The sequence below is a fragment of the Lysinibacillus sp. Bpr_S20 genome, from assembly GCF_023337835.1.
Classification (GTDB): domain Bacteria; phylum Bacillota; class Bacilli; order Bacillales_A; family Planococcaceae; genus Lysinibacillus.
This window is the reverse complement of the sequence record NZ_JALNLQ010000015.1, coordinates 13,949-29,630: the sequence shown is the minus strand read 5'-3', so window position 1 is coordinate 29,630 and position 15,682 is coordinate 13,949. Positions and strand designations below refer to the sequence as shown.

The 15,682-nt window shown below is 35.0% G+C and carries 12 protein-coding genes; all 12 read left to right on the top strand.

The annotated features are described in order from the left end of the window. Positions 1–187: 187 nt before the first annotated feature. The 12 genes from recA to rfbB all read left to right on the top strand — a co-directional run bounded on the left by recA (position 188) and on the right by rfbB (position 15,528). Positions 188–1,252: a recombinase RecA gene (gene recA / locus MWJ95_RS22670; protein WP_249073059.1), complete on the top strand. Its 1,065-nt coding sequence runs from the start codon at positions 188–190 to the stop codon at positions 1,250–1,252. A 560-nt stretch (positions 1,253–1,812) separates the two neighbouring features. Continuing rightward, on the top strand, positions 1,813–3,372 hold the full coding sequence (gene rny / locus MWJ95_RS22665) for a ribonuclease Y (RefSeq protein WP_249073058.1): 1,560 nt from the start codon (positions 1,813–1,815) through the stop codon (positions 3,370–3,372). A gap of 325 nt (positions 3,373–3,697) precedes the next feature. Next, complete coding sequence (locus MWJ95_RS22660) at positions 3,698–4,468, top strand: tyrosine-protein phosphatase (protein ID WP_249107286.1); 771 nt, start codon at positions 3,698–3,700, stop codon at positions 4,466–4,468. A gap of 185 nt (positions 4,469–4,653) precedes the next feature. Then, positions 4,654–6,360, top strand: coding sequence for a phospho-sugar mutase (locus tag MWJ95_RS22655; RefSeq protein WP_249073056.1), 1,707 nt, complete (start codon positions 4,654–4,656; stop codon positions 6,358–6,360). Positions 6,361–6,538: 178 nt separating this feature from the next. Further along, positions 6,539–7,522, top strand: a complete 984-nt coding sequence (locus tag MWJ95_RS22650; protein WP_249073055.1) for an ATP-grasp domain-containing protein — start codon at positions 6,539–6,541, stop codon at positions 7,520–7,522. A 334-nt stretch (positions 7,523–7,856) separates the two neighbouring features. Then, the gene (locus MWJ95_RS22645) at positions 7,857–8,831 is read left to right on the top strand and encodes a glycosyltransferase (protein WP_249073054.1); all 975 of its coding nucleotides are present in this window, start codon (positions 7,857–7,859) and stop codon (positions 8,829–8,831) included. Continuing rightward, positions 8,816–10,303: a lipopolysaccharide biosynthesis protein gene (locus MWJ95_RS22640; protein WP_249107285.1), complete on the top strand. Its 1,488-nt coding sequence runs from the start codon at positions 8,816–8,818 to the stop codon at positions 10,301–10,303. Before MWJ95_RS22645 ends, MWJ95_RS22640 begins: the two co-directional genes overlap by 16 nt. Beyond that, entirely contained in the window at positions 10,300–11,541 is a 1,242-nt protein-coding gene (locus MWJ95_RS22635) for an ATP-grasp domain-containing protein (protein ID WP_249073052.1), read from the top strand. The genes MWJ95_RS22640 and MWJ95_RS22635 overlap by 4 nt, the downstream gene beginning before the upstream one ends. After that, entirely contained in the window at positions 11,538–12,629 is a 1,092-nt protein-coding gene (locus MWJ95_RS22630; protein WP_249107284.1) for a DegT/DnrJ/EryC1/StrS family aminotransferase, read from the top strand. The genes MWJ95_RS22635 and MWJ95_RS22630 overlap by 4 nt, the downstream gene beginning before the upstream one ends. Before the next feature lie 213 nt (positions 12,630–12,842). After that, complete coding sequence (locus MWJ95_RS22625; protein ID WP_249073050.1) at positions 12,843–13,550, top strand: WbqC family protein; 708 nt, start codon at positions 12,843–12,845, stop codon at positions 13,548–13,550. A 53-nt stretch (positions 13,551–13,603) separates the two neighbouring features. Further along, positions 13,604–14,497, top strand: a complete 894-nt coding sequence (gene rfbA / locus MWJ95_RS22620; RefSeq protein WP_249073492.1) for a glucose-1-phosphate thymidylyltransferase RfbA — start codon at positions 13,604–13,606, stop codon at positions 14,495–14,497. A gap of 11 nt (positions 14,498–14,508) precedes the next feature. Then, positions 14,509–15,528, top strand: coding sequence for a dTDP-glucose 4,6-dehydratase (gene rfbB / locus MWJ95_RS22615; protein ID WP_249073491.1), 1,020 nt, complete (start codon positions 14,509–14,511; stop codon positions 15,526–15,528). The last annotated feature ends 154 nt before the right edge of the window (positions 15,529–15,682 follow it).

The window sequence follows — 15,682 nt, the reverse complement described above, 5'->3', positions numbered from 1 at the left end:
AACCACACGTTTTGTTGATGATCCATAATATAGTTAAAAATAGAAATTTGGGTAATGGAAAGTTACCCAAATTTTTATTTTTGAAGGAAAACGAATAAACGTTCGCTTTTTTCTTGCGTCTTCTCTTAAAAACAAGTATAGTAGAGATAGAGAAAAACAGTGAACAGTTTTCGAAGGAGGAAAATGAATGAGTGATCGTAAAGCTGCCTTAGAACAGGCGTTAAAACAAATTGAAAAGAATTTTGGTAAAGGTTCTATCATGAAACTTGGCGAAAAGACTGACTTAGAAATCGCTACATCTTCAAGTGGTTCGCTAGCACTTGATGCTGCATTAGGTGTTGGTGGTTACCCACGTGGACGTATTATTGAAGTATACGGCCCTGAATCATCAGGTAAAACAACTGTTGCTCTTCATGCCATTGCAGAGGTGCAGGCAAATGGTGGACAAGCAGCGTTTATCGATGCTGAGCATGCGTTAGATCCAATCTATGCACAAAAATTGGGCGTTAATATTGATGAGCTTCTATTATCTCAACCAGATACAGGGGAACAAGCGCTTGAAATTGCAGAAGCATTAGTACGTAGTGGTGCTATCGATATCATCGTTATCGACTCAGTAGCAGCATTAGTTCCGAAAGCGGAAATCGAGGGGGATATGGGTGATTCGCATGTTGGTTTACAAGCGCGTTTAATGTCGCAGGCGTTACGTAAACTTTCAGGTGCGATCAACAAATCAAAAACGATTGCTATTTTCATTAACCAAGTACGTGAGAAAATCGGTGTTATGTTCGGGAACCCAGAAACAACACCTGGTGGACGTGCGCTTAAATTCTACAGCTCCGTTCGTTTAGAAGTACGTCGTGCAGAAGCTATTAAACAAGGCAATGACATTATGGGTAACCGTACAAAAATTAAAATTGTGAAAAATAAAGTAGCACCACCATTCCGTACAGCTGAGGTGGATATTATGTACGGTGAAGGAATTTCAAAAGAGGGCGAAACAGTCGATTTAGGTGTTGAATTAGACATCGTTCAAAAAAGCGGTTCTTGGTATGCTTACGGTGATGAGCGCCTAGGTCAAGGTCGTGAAAATGCGAAACAGTATTTAAAAGAAAATCCAGCGGTACTGGATGACATCGCAAATAAAATCCGTGCTTCTTACGGCATTGCATCTTCATCATACACAATTGCTGCTCATGATGATGAGGAAGAAATGGATGATGAATTAAAGCTTCTTCTTGAGGATGAATAATATAAATGCATTGTTCCCACTCTTTATAGTGGGAGCAATGCATTTTTTTATTTACACATACGGAAGAATGTGGTTTTATAATATTTGTTAGGATATCCATATATTTGGCTTAACCCCAAAAGCTATGGAAGACATTCAAGAAGGCATTTAAGCTCAAAAGTAATTCCTAAGTACTGTTTCTGCGCATTAAAGATAAAAGTTAAAATAAGCATTAGTGTAAAAAGTATTAGGTAATTAATTCTCTTAATGGATATGACTGACTTTTTTTCTTGAAAGGGCGAACAGATGCCCGACTATCCTTGACAGAGATTGAGGCTAGCTATACAATTAAATATGTATAATTTCTGAATTATGACTTTAAATAGGCAGTACATTCTGAATTCATTTTAGAGGGCGTTGAAGACCTATTAAAACGAAGATGAAGACTCTGGCAGATGTCAAGGATTTTGAAAGAAATGAATAATAAGATTTTACATTAGATCTTCGCATCATACCAAGTCGAAATTGATGTATGCGCCGACTGAAACTGTAATACCCAAATAGCAAGAGGAGGTGTTCATATGGATGGAATTACTATCATCTCCGCTTTGCTTGGACTCATCGTTGGTGCCGCTGTTAGCTATATCTACATGAAAAAAGTGAATGACTCAAAAATCACTGGTGCTAAACATGTCGCTGAAACAATCGTTGAAGAAGGAAAACGAGAAGCGGAGGCATTGAAGAAAGAAGCACTACTTGAAGCCAAAGATGAAACTCACAAATTTCGTACTGAAGCAGAAAATGACATTCGTGAACGTCGTTCAGAACTTCAGAAACAAGAGAACCGTTTATTGCAAAGAGAAGAGAATCTTGATCGCAAAGATGATGCTCTAAATAAGAGAGAAGCAAGCTTTGAGCGTAAAGAACAAGCTCTAAGCGAAAAACAACAGCATATTGAACAGATGGAAAGCAAAGTGGACGAGCTCGTTGCCTCGCAAAAAACGGAGTTAGAACGAATTTCCGCTTTAACTAGAGATGAAGCGAAAGCTATTATCTTAGGAGAAGTAGAAAAAGAGCTAGCAACTGATATTGCTGTGATGACGAAGGAAGCTGAGACACGTGCGAAAGAAGAATCAGATAAAAAAGCACGTGAAATTTTATCATTGGCATTGCAACGTTTTGCAGCGGATCACGTTGCAGAAACAACAGTATCTGTCGTGAACTTGCCTAATGATGAAATGAAAGGTCGTATTATTGGTCGTGAAGGTCGTAACATCCGAACTTTGGAAACGCTAACAGGTATAGATTTAATTATTGATGATACTCCAGAGGCGGTTATTTTATCAGGCTTTGATCCAATTCGTCGTGAAACGGCTCGACTTGCACTTGAAAAACTTGTACAGGATGGCCGAATCCACCCTGCTCGAATTGAGGAAATGGTGGAAAAATCTCGCCGTGAGGTGGATGAACAAATCCGCGAAACTGGTGAGCAAACAACATTTGAAATAGGCATTCATAACTTACATCCAGATTTAATGAAGATATTAGGCCGCATGAAATACCGTACAAGTTATGGACAAAACGTCCTAAAACATTCAATTGAGGTTGCATATTTAGCAGGCTTGCTCGCTGCTGAACTCGGTGAAGATGTAGCATTAGCTCGCCGTGCAGGCTTATTACATGATATTGGTAAGGCAATTGACCATGAAGTTGAAGGTAGCCATGTCGAAATCGGTGTGGAATTAGCAACAAAATACAAAGAACATCCGGTCGTTATTAACAGTATTGCTTCTCACCATGGTGATACAGAAGCAACATCTGTTATTGCCGTATTAGTTGCTGCAGCTGATGCGTTATCAGCAGCTCGTCCAGGTGCTCGAAGTGAGACGCTTGAAAACTATATCCGTAGACTTGAAAAGTTAGAGGAAATTTCCGAAAGCTATGATGGTGTAGAAAAATCCTTTGCGATTCAGGCTGGTCGTGAAATCCGTATAATTGTACAACCTGAAAAAATTGATGACTTAGCTTCACATCGCTTAGCGAGAGATATCCGTAAGCGTATCGAAGAAGAACTCGATTATCCAGGTCATATTAAAGTAACGGTTATTCGTGAAACACGTGCCGTGGAATATGCGAAATAAAATCATTAAAGATTTTATTTCAAAAGAAGAATAGAATTTTCGAGTCGATATAATAGGTGGATATTTGCACCAGATAATCACAGGAAACCTTGTCGCGGATTGCGGGCTCGAAATGTTTTTCTTATTAATGAGGATACTGAAAACTTTAGCAATTAAAGTTAAACACGAAAAAATAGGTAACTTCTTGTTCGGTTTCGAACAAAGAGTTGCCTTTTTATTTACTCTTTAGTTATCCAATAACCACTTCCTTAATAGTACTCATAATATTTATAGACTGAGCATAATAAAAGTATTGGACCTTTTCTAATTAGAGAGGAGGATGTTAATGGTTGATATGCATAGTCATATCTTATGGAATGTAGATGATGGACCAAAAACGATGGAAGATACTATGCGATTGTTTGAACAAGCAGTTAAAGAAGGAATTAAAGAAATAATAGCCACTCCCCATTGCTATCACCCACTATATCATGCAAATTATAACGCAGTGAAAAATCAAATTCACTTATTACAATCTGAACTCACAAAAAAAAGTATTCCTCTAACCCTTTTTACCGGACATGAAGTACGATTATCAGAAAAAATCATTCCACTCTATAAAACAAATCAAATCCACACATTAGCATGCTCAAATTATATGCTTTTAGAATTACCATCCTATACTGTACCTGCTTATACAATAAGTATTATTCGTGCATTACTGTCTGAAGGAATTACCCCAATAATTGCGCATCCAGAACGAAATAAAGCCATTGTTGAAAGGCCTGTTAATTTAGAACGATTAATTTGTGAAGGAGCAAAAGCACAAATAACTGCTGGCAGCTTAGCTGGTTATTTTGGTCGTACAATACAAAAGCGCTCCCTTGAACTAGTAAGGGCTAATTTAGTTCATACGTATGGATCGGATGTTCACAATCAATCATCTCGACCATTTTTTTTTGATGTTGGGCTTTGTTATTTAGAAAAGAAAAAAGAGTTAGATTCCATCGATATATTACTCGAAAACAATGCAAGAATAATTGAAAACCAGCCTTTTATTATACAAGAACCTTGTAAAATCGAAGTGAGGAAATGGTGGAAGATTTTTAAGCATTAACAGAAGAAGTGAACTTATATTAAGAGATATGTAAGTAAAAAATACGGAAAGCTTTAATGTCATTATTGATATCGTGGATGGTATATAAAGTATTACGTAGCCCGATACAACTTGGGCCTAGGAATATAAACGTCTCTACAGATTTACATGCCATTGGAATTATTAAATGAACAGAAGGTGTCATATTGAGGAAAGTAGAAGATCATTACAGGCAATGGATAAAGGAAACTGTTCCTTCCCATTTAAAAAAAGAATTACTAGCCATTGTAAATGATGCAACACAAATTGAAGATCGATTTTATCAATACCTACAATTTGGTACAGCAGGTATGCGTGGTGTGTTAGGTGCAGGTACAAATCGGATGAATATCTACACAATTCGCAGAGCTGCATACGGGCTAGCGCAGTATATCACAGAAAACGGGGAAGTAGCCAAACGGCGTGGTGTTGTTATTGCTTATGATACACGGCATTTCTCAAAGGATTTTGCTATTGAAACAGCTCAAGTGCTGGGGGCATTAGGGGTGAAAGTATTCGTATTTCGCGATGCGCGCCCAACACCTGAATTATCTTTTGCAGTAAGGTATTTAAACGCTTTTGCAGGAGTTGTCATTACTGCTAGTCACAATCCAAAACAATATAATGGTTTTAAAGTTTATGGGGAGGACGGGGCACAACTTACGCCATCTGCCATTCAAACTATCGTTGAAAAATTCGATGATATCCAAAATATTTTTGACATTCCAACAACACCATGGCACATATTAGAACAGCATCGAACTGTAGAATGGGTGTTACTTAATATTGACCAAGCCTATCAAGAAAAATTACTCGCTTTAAAACAACGTACAAATATCGACTTCTCTATACCAATTGTTTACTCACCTTTACATGGTGCAGGGCTAATACCGGTACAACAAGGTTTACAAGCATTTGGTTTTACAAATGTCCATATTGTAGAACAGCAAGCCGTGCAAGATGGAGATTTTCCAACGGTTTCTTATCCAAACCCAGAGGAAGCAGCAGCCTTTATGTATGCAATACAAAAAGGTAACGAGACAGATGCACAAATACTATTAGCAACCGACCCAGATGCCGATCGATTAGGTGTGGCAGTGATAACAAAGCAAGGTTATCAATTATTAACAGGAAATCAGCTAGGTGCACTAATCTTACAGTATTTGCTTGAGGCGAAAAAAGAAAAAAATGCGCTACCTGAAAACGGCGTATTACTTAAAACAATTGTTACCTCTGAACTTGGTGCAGTAATTGCTCAACAATACGGAGTTGAAACTGTGAACACATTGACAGGTTTTAAATATATTGCAGAAAAGATTGCTGAGTATGATAAATCGGAGGAAAAAATATTCCTATTCGGCTATGAAGAAAGTTATGGCTACTTGGTTCAAAGCTTTGTACGTGATAAAGATGCTGTTCAAGTTGCGTTGGTAGTAGCAGAGATGGCAGCCTATTATGCAACAAAACAACAAACGTTACTAAATGTTTTGGACAGTTTATTTAATAAATATGGCTATTATCAAGAAGCATTACAGTCACAAATATTTGAAGGCATTTCTGGTCAAAAGGAAATGCAAGCTTTACTACAAAACTTTAGGGAAAATAGAATATTTGACATTGCAGGTCAAAAAGTAATGGTAATAGAAGATTACTTAACGCAACAAGCCATTCATCAAGGTGGCTTGATTTCTTCAATTAGATTACCTAAAGAAAATGTCTTAAAGTTTATATTAGAAGATCAATCATGGATAGCGATTCGCCCTTCCGGAACAGAGCCAAAATGTAAGTTTTACTTTGGTACAGTAGCTAGAACGAAGGAACAAGCACAACAAAAGTTAAAACAATTACAGATAAGCTTTATAACAAACAAGTAATTAACGATGAAGAAAGTCAAAAAAGCAATCATCCCAGCAACGGGTATTAGTTTTTGGCTTGATTCAAAAATATTTTTTTTACTATAAATCTGTACTTTTAACAAAAGAATATATAGATCCAAAGATAATAAAATGCCTTTTTTATAGGCCAAGATGAACTTAAAAGGAGAAATGGCGGATGAATATTCTTATTAGCTGTCCAGGAAGAAGAGTAGAAATGTTAGAAGTATTTAATCGTGAATTTGCGAAATTTAACATGGGGATAATAGCTACAGGAAATTCAAATATACTACCAGCCTTATATTCAGTGGAAAATTCATATATAGTACCATCACTAGAAGATGATAATTATGTTGAAGAACTTTTGGAAATTTGTAAAGAGAATGATGTTAAAGCAATTCTAACCATGTTAGATAAAGATATAATGGTTCTTTCTAAAAATATTGATAAATTTAAAGAAATTGGGGTTATCCCAATCTTACCTAATCTAAGTGCTGCAGAGATTTGCGATAACAAGTATTTAACGTATGAATTTTTGACAACAAATGGGATTCGTTGTGCAAAGTCATACAATGATTTAGAAACGTTTGAAGATGATTATAGTAAAAATAAAATATCATTCCCTGTAATAGTCAAACCAAATAGTGCTGATGGTAGTAGAGGAGTTATTAAATGTACTAATATGAAAGAACTAGAAAAGAGTTTTCATAATGGACATAAAAATATAATACAGGAGTTTTTAAATGGTACTGAGTATGATATAGATGCATATATTGATATTTATTCACAAAAAATGGTATCGATATTTGCAAAGGAAAAACTCTCAATGACTATAGGTGGCGCTGATAAAGTCATTTCTTATAAGGATCAGAAGTTATTTGACTTTATTGAAGATTTATCTAATAAACTCAATATTACTGGTCCTATTGATGTAGATGTGTTCAAGGTTAATGGAGAATATTATATAGGGGAAATTAATCCTAGGTTTGGTGCGAACTATATATGTGCTTACGGGTGCGGTGTAAACTTCCTTGAATTATTAGTAAACAATATAAATGGTAAAACGAATGTGAAGAAAATAGGCAACTACAGTGATGGTATTTTAATGATGAAATATGAAAGGATTATGTTTAAAGCACCAAACGAAATAATAGGTGTTTAGAATTAACAGAGAGGGAGCAGATGTTTTTGTGTAAACTTATCCATGCTTATGTCCTTTATTTTGGATTTGGATGATTTACTACCACCCAACCATTATAAAGGATTTTTTTATGTCTAGATAATATTGCAGAAAATTCGTTTCCAGAAACGCGTTGAATTATTTTAATGCGACGCTGGTGGAATAAAGTATAAACTAACTTCGTATATTAGGATAAAAATCAAATATACCTTCCTGTTTTGGTTTTAGTAACAATTAATCGCTATAAAGCGGAATTGATTAAATTTATTGATTGAGAAAAAAACAGTTAGTTCTACAATCAGGGGGAGAAAATCAGGTGGGAAAGATCTTGGTCAGTATTCACTGTCTCGCGTATAATCACGAACAATATATAGCGGATGCGATTGATAGTTTTTTAAAGCAAAAAACAAATTTCAAATTTGAAATATTAATACATGATGATGCCTCGACAGATAGAACTGCAGACATTATTAGAGAGTATGAAAAGAAATATCCTAATTTGATAAAGCCTATCTATCAAACAGAAAATCAGTATTCCAAAGGTGTTTCAGTAGATCATCTTAACATGATCCGAGCAAAGGGGAAATATATTGCAATTTGTGAGGGGGATGATTATTGGTTAGACCCTTATAAATTGCAAAAACAATTCGATTATATGGAGAAGCATCCTGAATGTAGCCTATGTGTTCATGGAGGAAATGTAGTAAATGCTTCTGATAAGAAATTTGAATTATATAACCGTCCGAATAAAGGAAATAAGGAATTCTCAGTTGAAGAAGTCATCGAAGGAGGAGGAGGCCTTTTTCTAACAAATTCTATGTTTTATCCTCTAAAGTTTAGAAAAGAGAGACCAGATTTTCTTGTAAATGCCCCTGTTGGCGATTACCCTTTAGTTATTTATTTATCATTGCTAGGTACGGTGTACTATATGGATGAGTTGATGTCTTCGTATCGAGTAGGGGATAGTACTTCTTGGACAGGTAGAACCTTTTCTGATATAGAAACAAAAAAGCAGCATTTTCGTGAAATAGAAGATATGTTGGATGAAATAAACCTATATACGAACTATAAATATGGAGATGTTATCGATAGGAAAAAGAAAAGTACCCAGTTGTTTCTTTTACTTGAGCAGGGAAAATTTAAAGAAGCAAAGACGGGAGAATATAGAGAGCTATATTTAAATTTAGGATTTAAGAAAAAATCAATACTATTTATAGATCAATATAGTCCAAGTATCTCAAAGTTTCTTAGATTTGTTAGAAGGAGGATCATAAATTGGACGATGATATAACAAAATCTAAAGTACTTTCCTCTCTATTATGGAAGCTATTAGAACGTGGAGGGACACAGGGAATTCAATTTATCGTGATGATTATATTAGCTCGTTTACTTCTTCCAGAGGACTTTGGGTTACTTGTTTTAGTAGCAATTTTCATAACATTAGCTGGTGTGATAGTGCAAAGTGGATTTAACACAGCATTGATTCAGAGAAAAAATGTAGATGAGGTGGATTATTCCTCTGTATTTTATTTAAACTTATTTGTTGCAACTAACCTGTATATCATCCTCTTTTTTACAGCCCCTTTCATAGCCTCATTTTTTGCAGAACCTCAACTAGTATCTGTCTTAAGAATTCTTTCCTTTACATTGTTTTTCGGTGCGTTTAATTCAATTCAACATGCAGTTATTGCACGAAATATGCAGTTTAAAAAACTGTTCTATAGTAGTTTGGGAGCCGTCATTATATCTGGTGTTGTTGGTATAACTATGGCCTATGCAGGATATAGTGTTTGGGCTTTAGTTGGACAACAAATTACAAACCAACTAATAGTAACGATCATTTTATGGTTTACGGTAAATTGGCGACCGAGATTTCTCTTTTCGATGGAAAGAATTAGGATCCTATTTACATTTGGTTGGAAGTTATTGGCTTCATCATTAATTGATACCCTTAGCTCGAATATTCGAAATCTGTTAATTGGTAAAATGTTTAGCCCTGCAATATTGGGTTTTTATAATCGGGGTGAGCAATTTCCTAGCGTAATTATTAACAATATTAATGGTTCCATACAATCTGTAATGCTTCCTACCTTATCCTTCCATCAAGATAATGCAGAAAGAGTAAAGGTTATGGTACGTCGTTCCATCGTTATGAGCTCGTTTGTAATTTTTCCGATGATGTTCGGACTGGCCGCTATTGCAGAGCCTTTAGTTAAAATTGTGTTAACAGAAAAATGGCTACCTTCCGTACCATTCTTACAAATTTTTTGTGTTAGTTATGCATTATGGCCTATACATACTGCAAATTTACAAGCAATTAACGCTTTAGGTCGTAGTGATATTTTTTTAAAACTAGAAATTGTGAAAACTATATTAGGATTGATTATTTTAGCTGTCAGTATTCCATTCGGTGTTCAAATGATGGCTTTAGGAGTGCTCGGAGTTGGAATTTTATCGGCTTTTATAAACGCATATCCAAATTTACTATTATTAAACTATAGCATTCAAGAACAGTGGAGAGATATAAAACCATCCTTGCTAACATCTTTAGTGATGGGGGCTATTGTTTTTCCAATCCACTTGATTGGGTTGACTGACAGTGTGACGCTCATTATTCAAATAATTGTAGGGATCGTTTTATATGTAGGGTTAGCAAAAGTATTTAATTTTGATGCCTTTACTTATTTACTATCGATTATAAAAGGTCTGTTTAGAAGGAATACAACTACTAAAATTATTGTAAATGAGGAGGCCACAGAATGAAAAAATTATTAATGCTTGGTGGTGCACATTCTCAAATTCCAGCAATAAAAAAAGCAAGAGAAATGGGCCACTATGTTATTACTTGTGATTATATAAAAGAAAATCCAGGGCATCAATATGCGCATGATTACTATAATGTCAGCACTACTGATAAGGAAGGTGTCTTATCATTAGCAAAATGGTTAAACATTGATGGCATAGTTAGTTATGCGTCTGATCCTGCAGCACCTACTGCGGCTTATGTTGCTGAAAGGCTAGGACTACCGTCACATCCTTATGAATCTGTAGAGATATTGTCAAATAAGGATTTGTTTCGGGAGTTTCAGAAGAATAATAATTTTAATGTTCCAAAAGCAAAGGGCTATCGAGCAGTGGAAGAAGCTAAAGCTGATTTTCATAATTTTAACATGCCTGTAATGATAAAACCTGTTGATTCTTCAGGTAGTAGAGGAGTCTCAAAAATAGATTCCATTGACATTTTGCAGGAAAAAATAGAGTACGCTTTAAGTTTTTCGAAAGTGAAACGTTTTATTGTGGAAGAGTATATAGAAAAGCATGGTTACCATGTTGGGGGGGATGGTTTTTCTGTAAATGGAAAGCTTGTTTTTCGTAGTTTTACGAATGAGCACTTTCCTACATTAGCATCACCAAATCCATTTGTCCCAGTTGGTTCAAGCTGGCCATGCACAATGTCTGAGCATATTCAACAAAAAATTCATAAAGAGATTCAAAGAGCGTTGACTTTACTCAATATGAAATCAGGTGCCTATAATTTTGATATTCGAGTGGACGAACAAGAAAATATTTATCTTATTGAGATAGCTGCCAGAAATGGTGGCGATTGGATTCCGCAAGTAACAAAATATGCAACTGGTGTAGATATGATCGAATATACAATTAAGGCGGCTTTAGGTGAGGATTGTAATGATTTGACTATGGTTGAACCACAAGGATATTGGTCGGTGTATGTATTGAACAGTGAAACTAGCGGAGTATTTATAAATGTGGAAATGCATGATGAAATAGCAAATGGCATTGTTGAATATGAATTGCTAGTTAAATCAAAAAGACACATTAAAGCATTTTCAGGATCTAATGAAAAATTGGGCACTATGATACTACAATTTCCTTCAGAAAATGACATGTTAGAGAAAATGGAACATATCACAAACTTCGTGAAGGTAAATGTTGAGCATTCATTTGTGAAAATAAATAGCGTCAAGAAGGTGAATATATGAAGCCTATTCAAGTAACACAGACATCAATGCCTAGTTTTATAGAGTTCTCTGAAGAAATTAGAGATCTTTGGGATAGCCGCTGGTTGACCAATATGGGTGTAAAGCATAATGCTTTAGAAACTGAATTGAAACGATATTTGAACACAAAAAATATTACGCTATTTTCTAACGGGCACCTAGCATTAGAATACGCGATTGAAGCTTTTCAATTAACTGGCGAAGTCATCACCACACCTTTTACATTTGCATCGACAACGCATGCAATCGTACGAAAAGGTTTAACACCAGTTTTTGCGGACATTAATCTTAATGATTACACCATAGAAACAGATAATATTGAAAGGTTAATAACGGATAAAACTTCCGCTATTATAGCCGTTCATGTGTACGGAAATATATGTAATATAAAAGAGATTGAAAGTATAGCAAGGAAATATAATCTAAAGGTCATATATGATGCTGCTCATGCCTTTGGGGTAAAAGTAGGTGGTGAAAGTGTTGCAAACTTTGGTGATGCTTCCATGTTTAGTTTCCATGCAACTAAAGTTTTTCACACTATTGAGGGTGGAGCGTTAACCATTAAAGATTCTAACATAAAAGACTTATTAAATATTTATAAAAATTTTGGTATTACTGGACCTGAAACAATTGAGTATACAGGTGGTAATGCTAAGATGAATGAATTTCAGGCAGCTATGGGTTTGTGTAATCTCCGAAATATAGATGTGGAAATAGGGAAGCGAAAGAAAGTATTTGAGAGATATGTTGAACATCTCTGTGATATCAAAGGTATTAAATTACTGTCCCCTCCAAAAGACGTGTCGAGTAATTATGCATACCTTCCTGTAGTGTTTGATGGATTCCAACTTTCGCGGGATGAAGTGTATGAGAAATTAATGAAACATAATATTTATTCCCGAAAGTATTTTTATCCTTTAACGTATAGCTTTGAATGCTTCAAAGATAAGTTCAATGCTGAAGATACACCTGTGGCAAAATATATTGCAGAGAGAGTTTTAACATTACCATTGTATGGGGATCTCATGCTAGAAGATGTAGATAAAATTTGTATACTTTTGAAAGAATAGTGTACAAGTTATCTATAAAACAAAAGTTTGCAAGTCATAGATAATATAGAAGCAGGACTTTTTAATTTAATTAATTATCTCATTGGAATGGAAGTGAACAAAGTCTTTACTTCGTTCCTCGAATTTCCAAAATTTGATCTTTATAAAATTAGTATTCAAGGATTATCAAGATACCTATTAGTAGTTTTATTAACGTAAGAAGGGACACTTAGAATGAAGATAGCCTTAATGCAACCTTATTTTTTTCCGTATCTAGGATATTTCCAACTGATACACTCAGTAGATGAATTTGTCATTTTTGATAATGCTCAATATACGAGAAGAAGTTGGATAAATAGGAACCGACTCTTGAGTGAGCATGGAAAAAGTATATATTTTAATGTTCCAGTATGTAAAGCTCCTAGAGAAACTAAAATTAAAGACATTATCATAAATAGTAATATAAATTGGCAAGAAAAGATTCTTAATCAATTAATATTTTATAAAAACGCGCCGTATTTTATGAATGTTATGGAATTCGTAACGGATTGTTTAACAAATAGTAACAGCAATTTAAGTCAATTCATTACTTTAATTCTAAGAAAGACTTGCGCATTATTAGGTATAGAAACGAGTATTACTATTCTGTCGCAAAAATTCCCTACTATTAAAGAGGCTAACGCAGCAGATGAATGGGGAATTAAAGTATCTAGGGCATTAAATGCGACTACCTATATTAATGCGATTGGTGGCAAGGATTTTTACAATCAGCAAAAATATATAGACAATGATTTGGAAATTCAATTTATTCAACCAATACTAACACCATACAAACAATACTCAAATGATTTTATGCCTGGCCTTTCAATAGTTGACGTCATGATGTTTAACGATATTAGTAAAATTAAAGAAATGTTAGATATTCATGAATTAGTTAGATGATAAAAACGAAAAATAACGATATTGAGCAATAAAAAAGAAAGAGGCGAAATTTGGTGAAAGGTATTATTTTAGCTGGGGGTTCAGGGACTCGACTTTATCCGTTAACAAAATCGATTTCAAAGCAAATGTTACCCGTATATGATAAACCGATGATTTATTACCCACTTTCGGTCTTAATGCTTGCGGGTATTAGAGAGATTTTAATAATATCTACACCTCGAGATCTTGAAGGATTTAAAGAGCTATTAGGTGATGGACGTCATTTAGGGATGCATTTCGAATATGCTGTTCAAGAATATCCCAACGGTCTTGCCGAAGCCTTTATTATTGGAGAAAAATTTATTGATAATTCCCCTGTCGTATTAATATTAGGGGATAATATTTTTTACGGCTCCGATTTGAGTAGTCGACTAAAAGATGCTGCAACCTTATCTACTGGGAGTATTATTTTTGGCTGTTATGTTAATGATCCGCGAGCATATGGAGTAATAGAGATTGACGGGCAGATGAATGCCATCTCAATTGAAGAAAAGCCGGAAAAACCCAAATCTTCTTACGCAGTGCCAGGCTTATACTTTTTTGATCATAAAGTCGTTGAGATTGCCAAAAATGTAATGCCATCAGTGCGCGGGGAAGTAGAAATCACCTCTATTCTTGAAGAATATTTACGAATGGGCGAATTAAAGGTCAAAATTGCGGGGCGTGGCTTAGCTTGGCTTGATACAGGAACACATGAGTCTTTACTTGAAGCTTCTAATTTTGTTGAGGCTATTCAAAAGAGGCAGGGGCTTTATATCGCATGCATTGAAGAAATTGCTTTTAGAAGCGGGTATATTACAAGTAAGCAATTGTTAGAGCTTGCTCAACCACTTATGAAAACAGAATATGGTAAGTATTTGCTGGAAATACCAAATGCCTTGGATCATTCACTTATAACAATACATTGAAAGAGGTAGGAATTGTGGTAAAAAAAATATTAGTTACAGGTGGTGCAGGATTTATAGGTGGTAATTTTATTCAATATTTAATTAGTAAGTATCCTGCCTATGAAATTTATAATTTAGATTTATTGACGTATGCAGGTGATCTAGGTAAACATCGGGCTTTCGAAACAAATGATAACTATACATTTGTAAAAGGGGATATTGTAGATCGTGAGTTAGTGATGGCTTTTTTTAAGAAGGAACAATTCGATTATGTAGTTCATTTTGCAGCAGAAAGTCATGTAGACCGCTCAATTACAGATCCATCGGTATTTGTTCGAACAAATGTATTAGGGACACAAGTATTATTAGAAGCAGCAAAACAAGTAGGCATTACAAAATTCGTCCATGTATCTACGGATGAAGTTTATGGGGAATTGGATTTTGAACCATCTACTTTTTTTACAGAGGAGACATCATTACTGCCAAATAGCCCATATAGTGCAAGTAAAGCTTCTTCTGATTGTTTAGTTCGTGCTTATTATAAAACATATGGATTACCAATGAATATTACGCGTTGTTCGAATAACTATGGACCATATCAGTTTCCAGAAAAATTAATTCCTTTAACTATTTCTCGTGTGTTAAAGGATGAAGTGATTCCTATATATGGTAATGGACAAAACATACGAGATTGGTTACATGTTTTTGATCATTGTACGGCCATTGATTTGGTGTTACATGAAGGTGTCAATGGAGAGATATATAATATTGGTGGGCATAATGAACGCACCAATTTAGAAGTTGTTCAAACGATTATCAAGACATTAGGGAAATCGGAAAAACTGATAAAGTATGTAACAGATCGTTTAGCTCATGATAAACGCTATGCCATTGACCCTACTAAAATAGAGAAATTAGGTTGGAAGCCCATATACACATTTGAAACTGGCATTGCTCAAACGATTCAATGGTATGTTGAAAACAACACATGGTGGGATCAAATTATAAGTGGACAATATCAACAGTATTTTGAAAAGCAATATTTAGGATGATAGAAGTTAGAAAAACGCAGACGAAAAAGGTCGTCATTTTGTAAAAGAGTTAGTAAAGTGGACAAATCATCGGGAGCAAATGATGAAAAGGCGTTTTGGAGCGTGTTTTTCCGCAATATTCCATTAAATCACTATTACACTTGGCTGCGAGTAG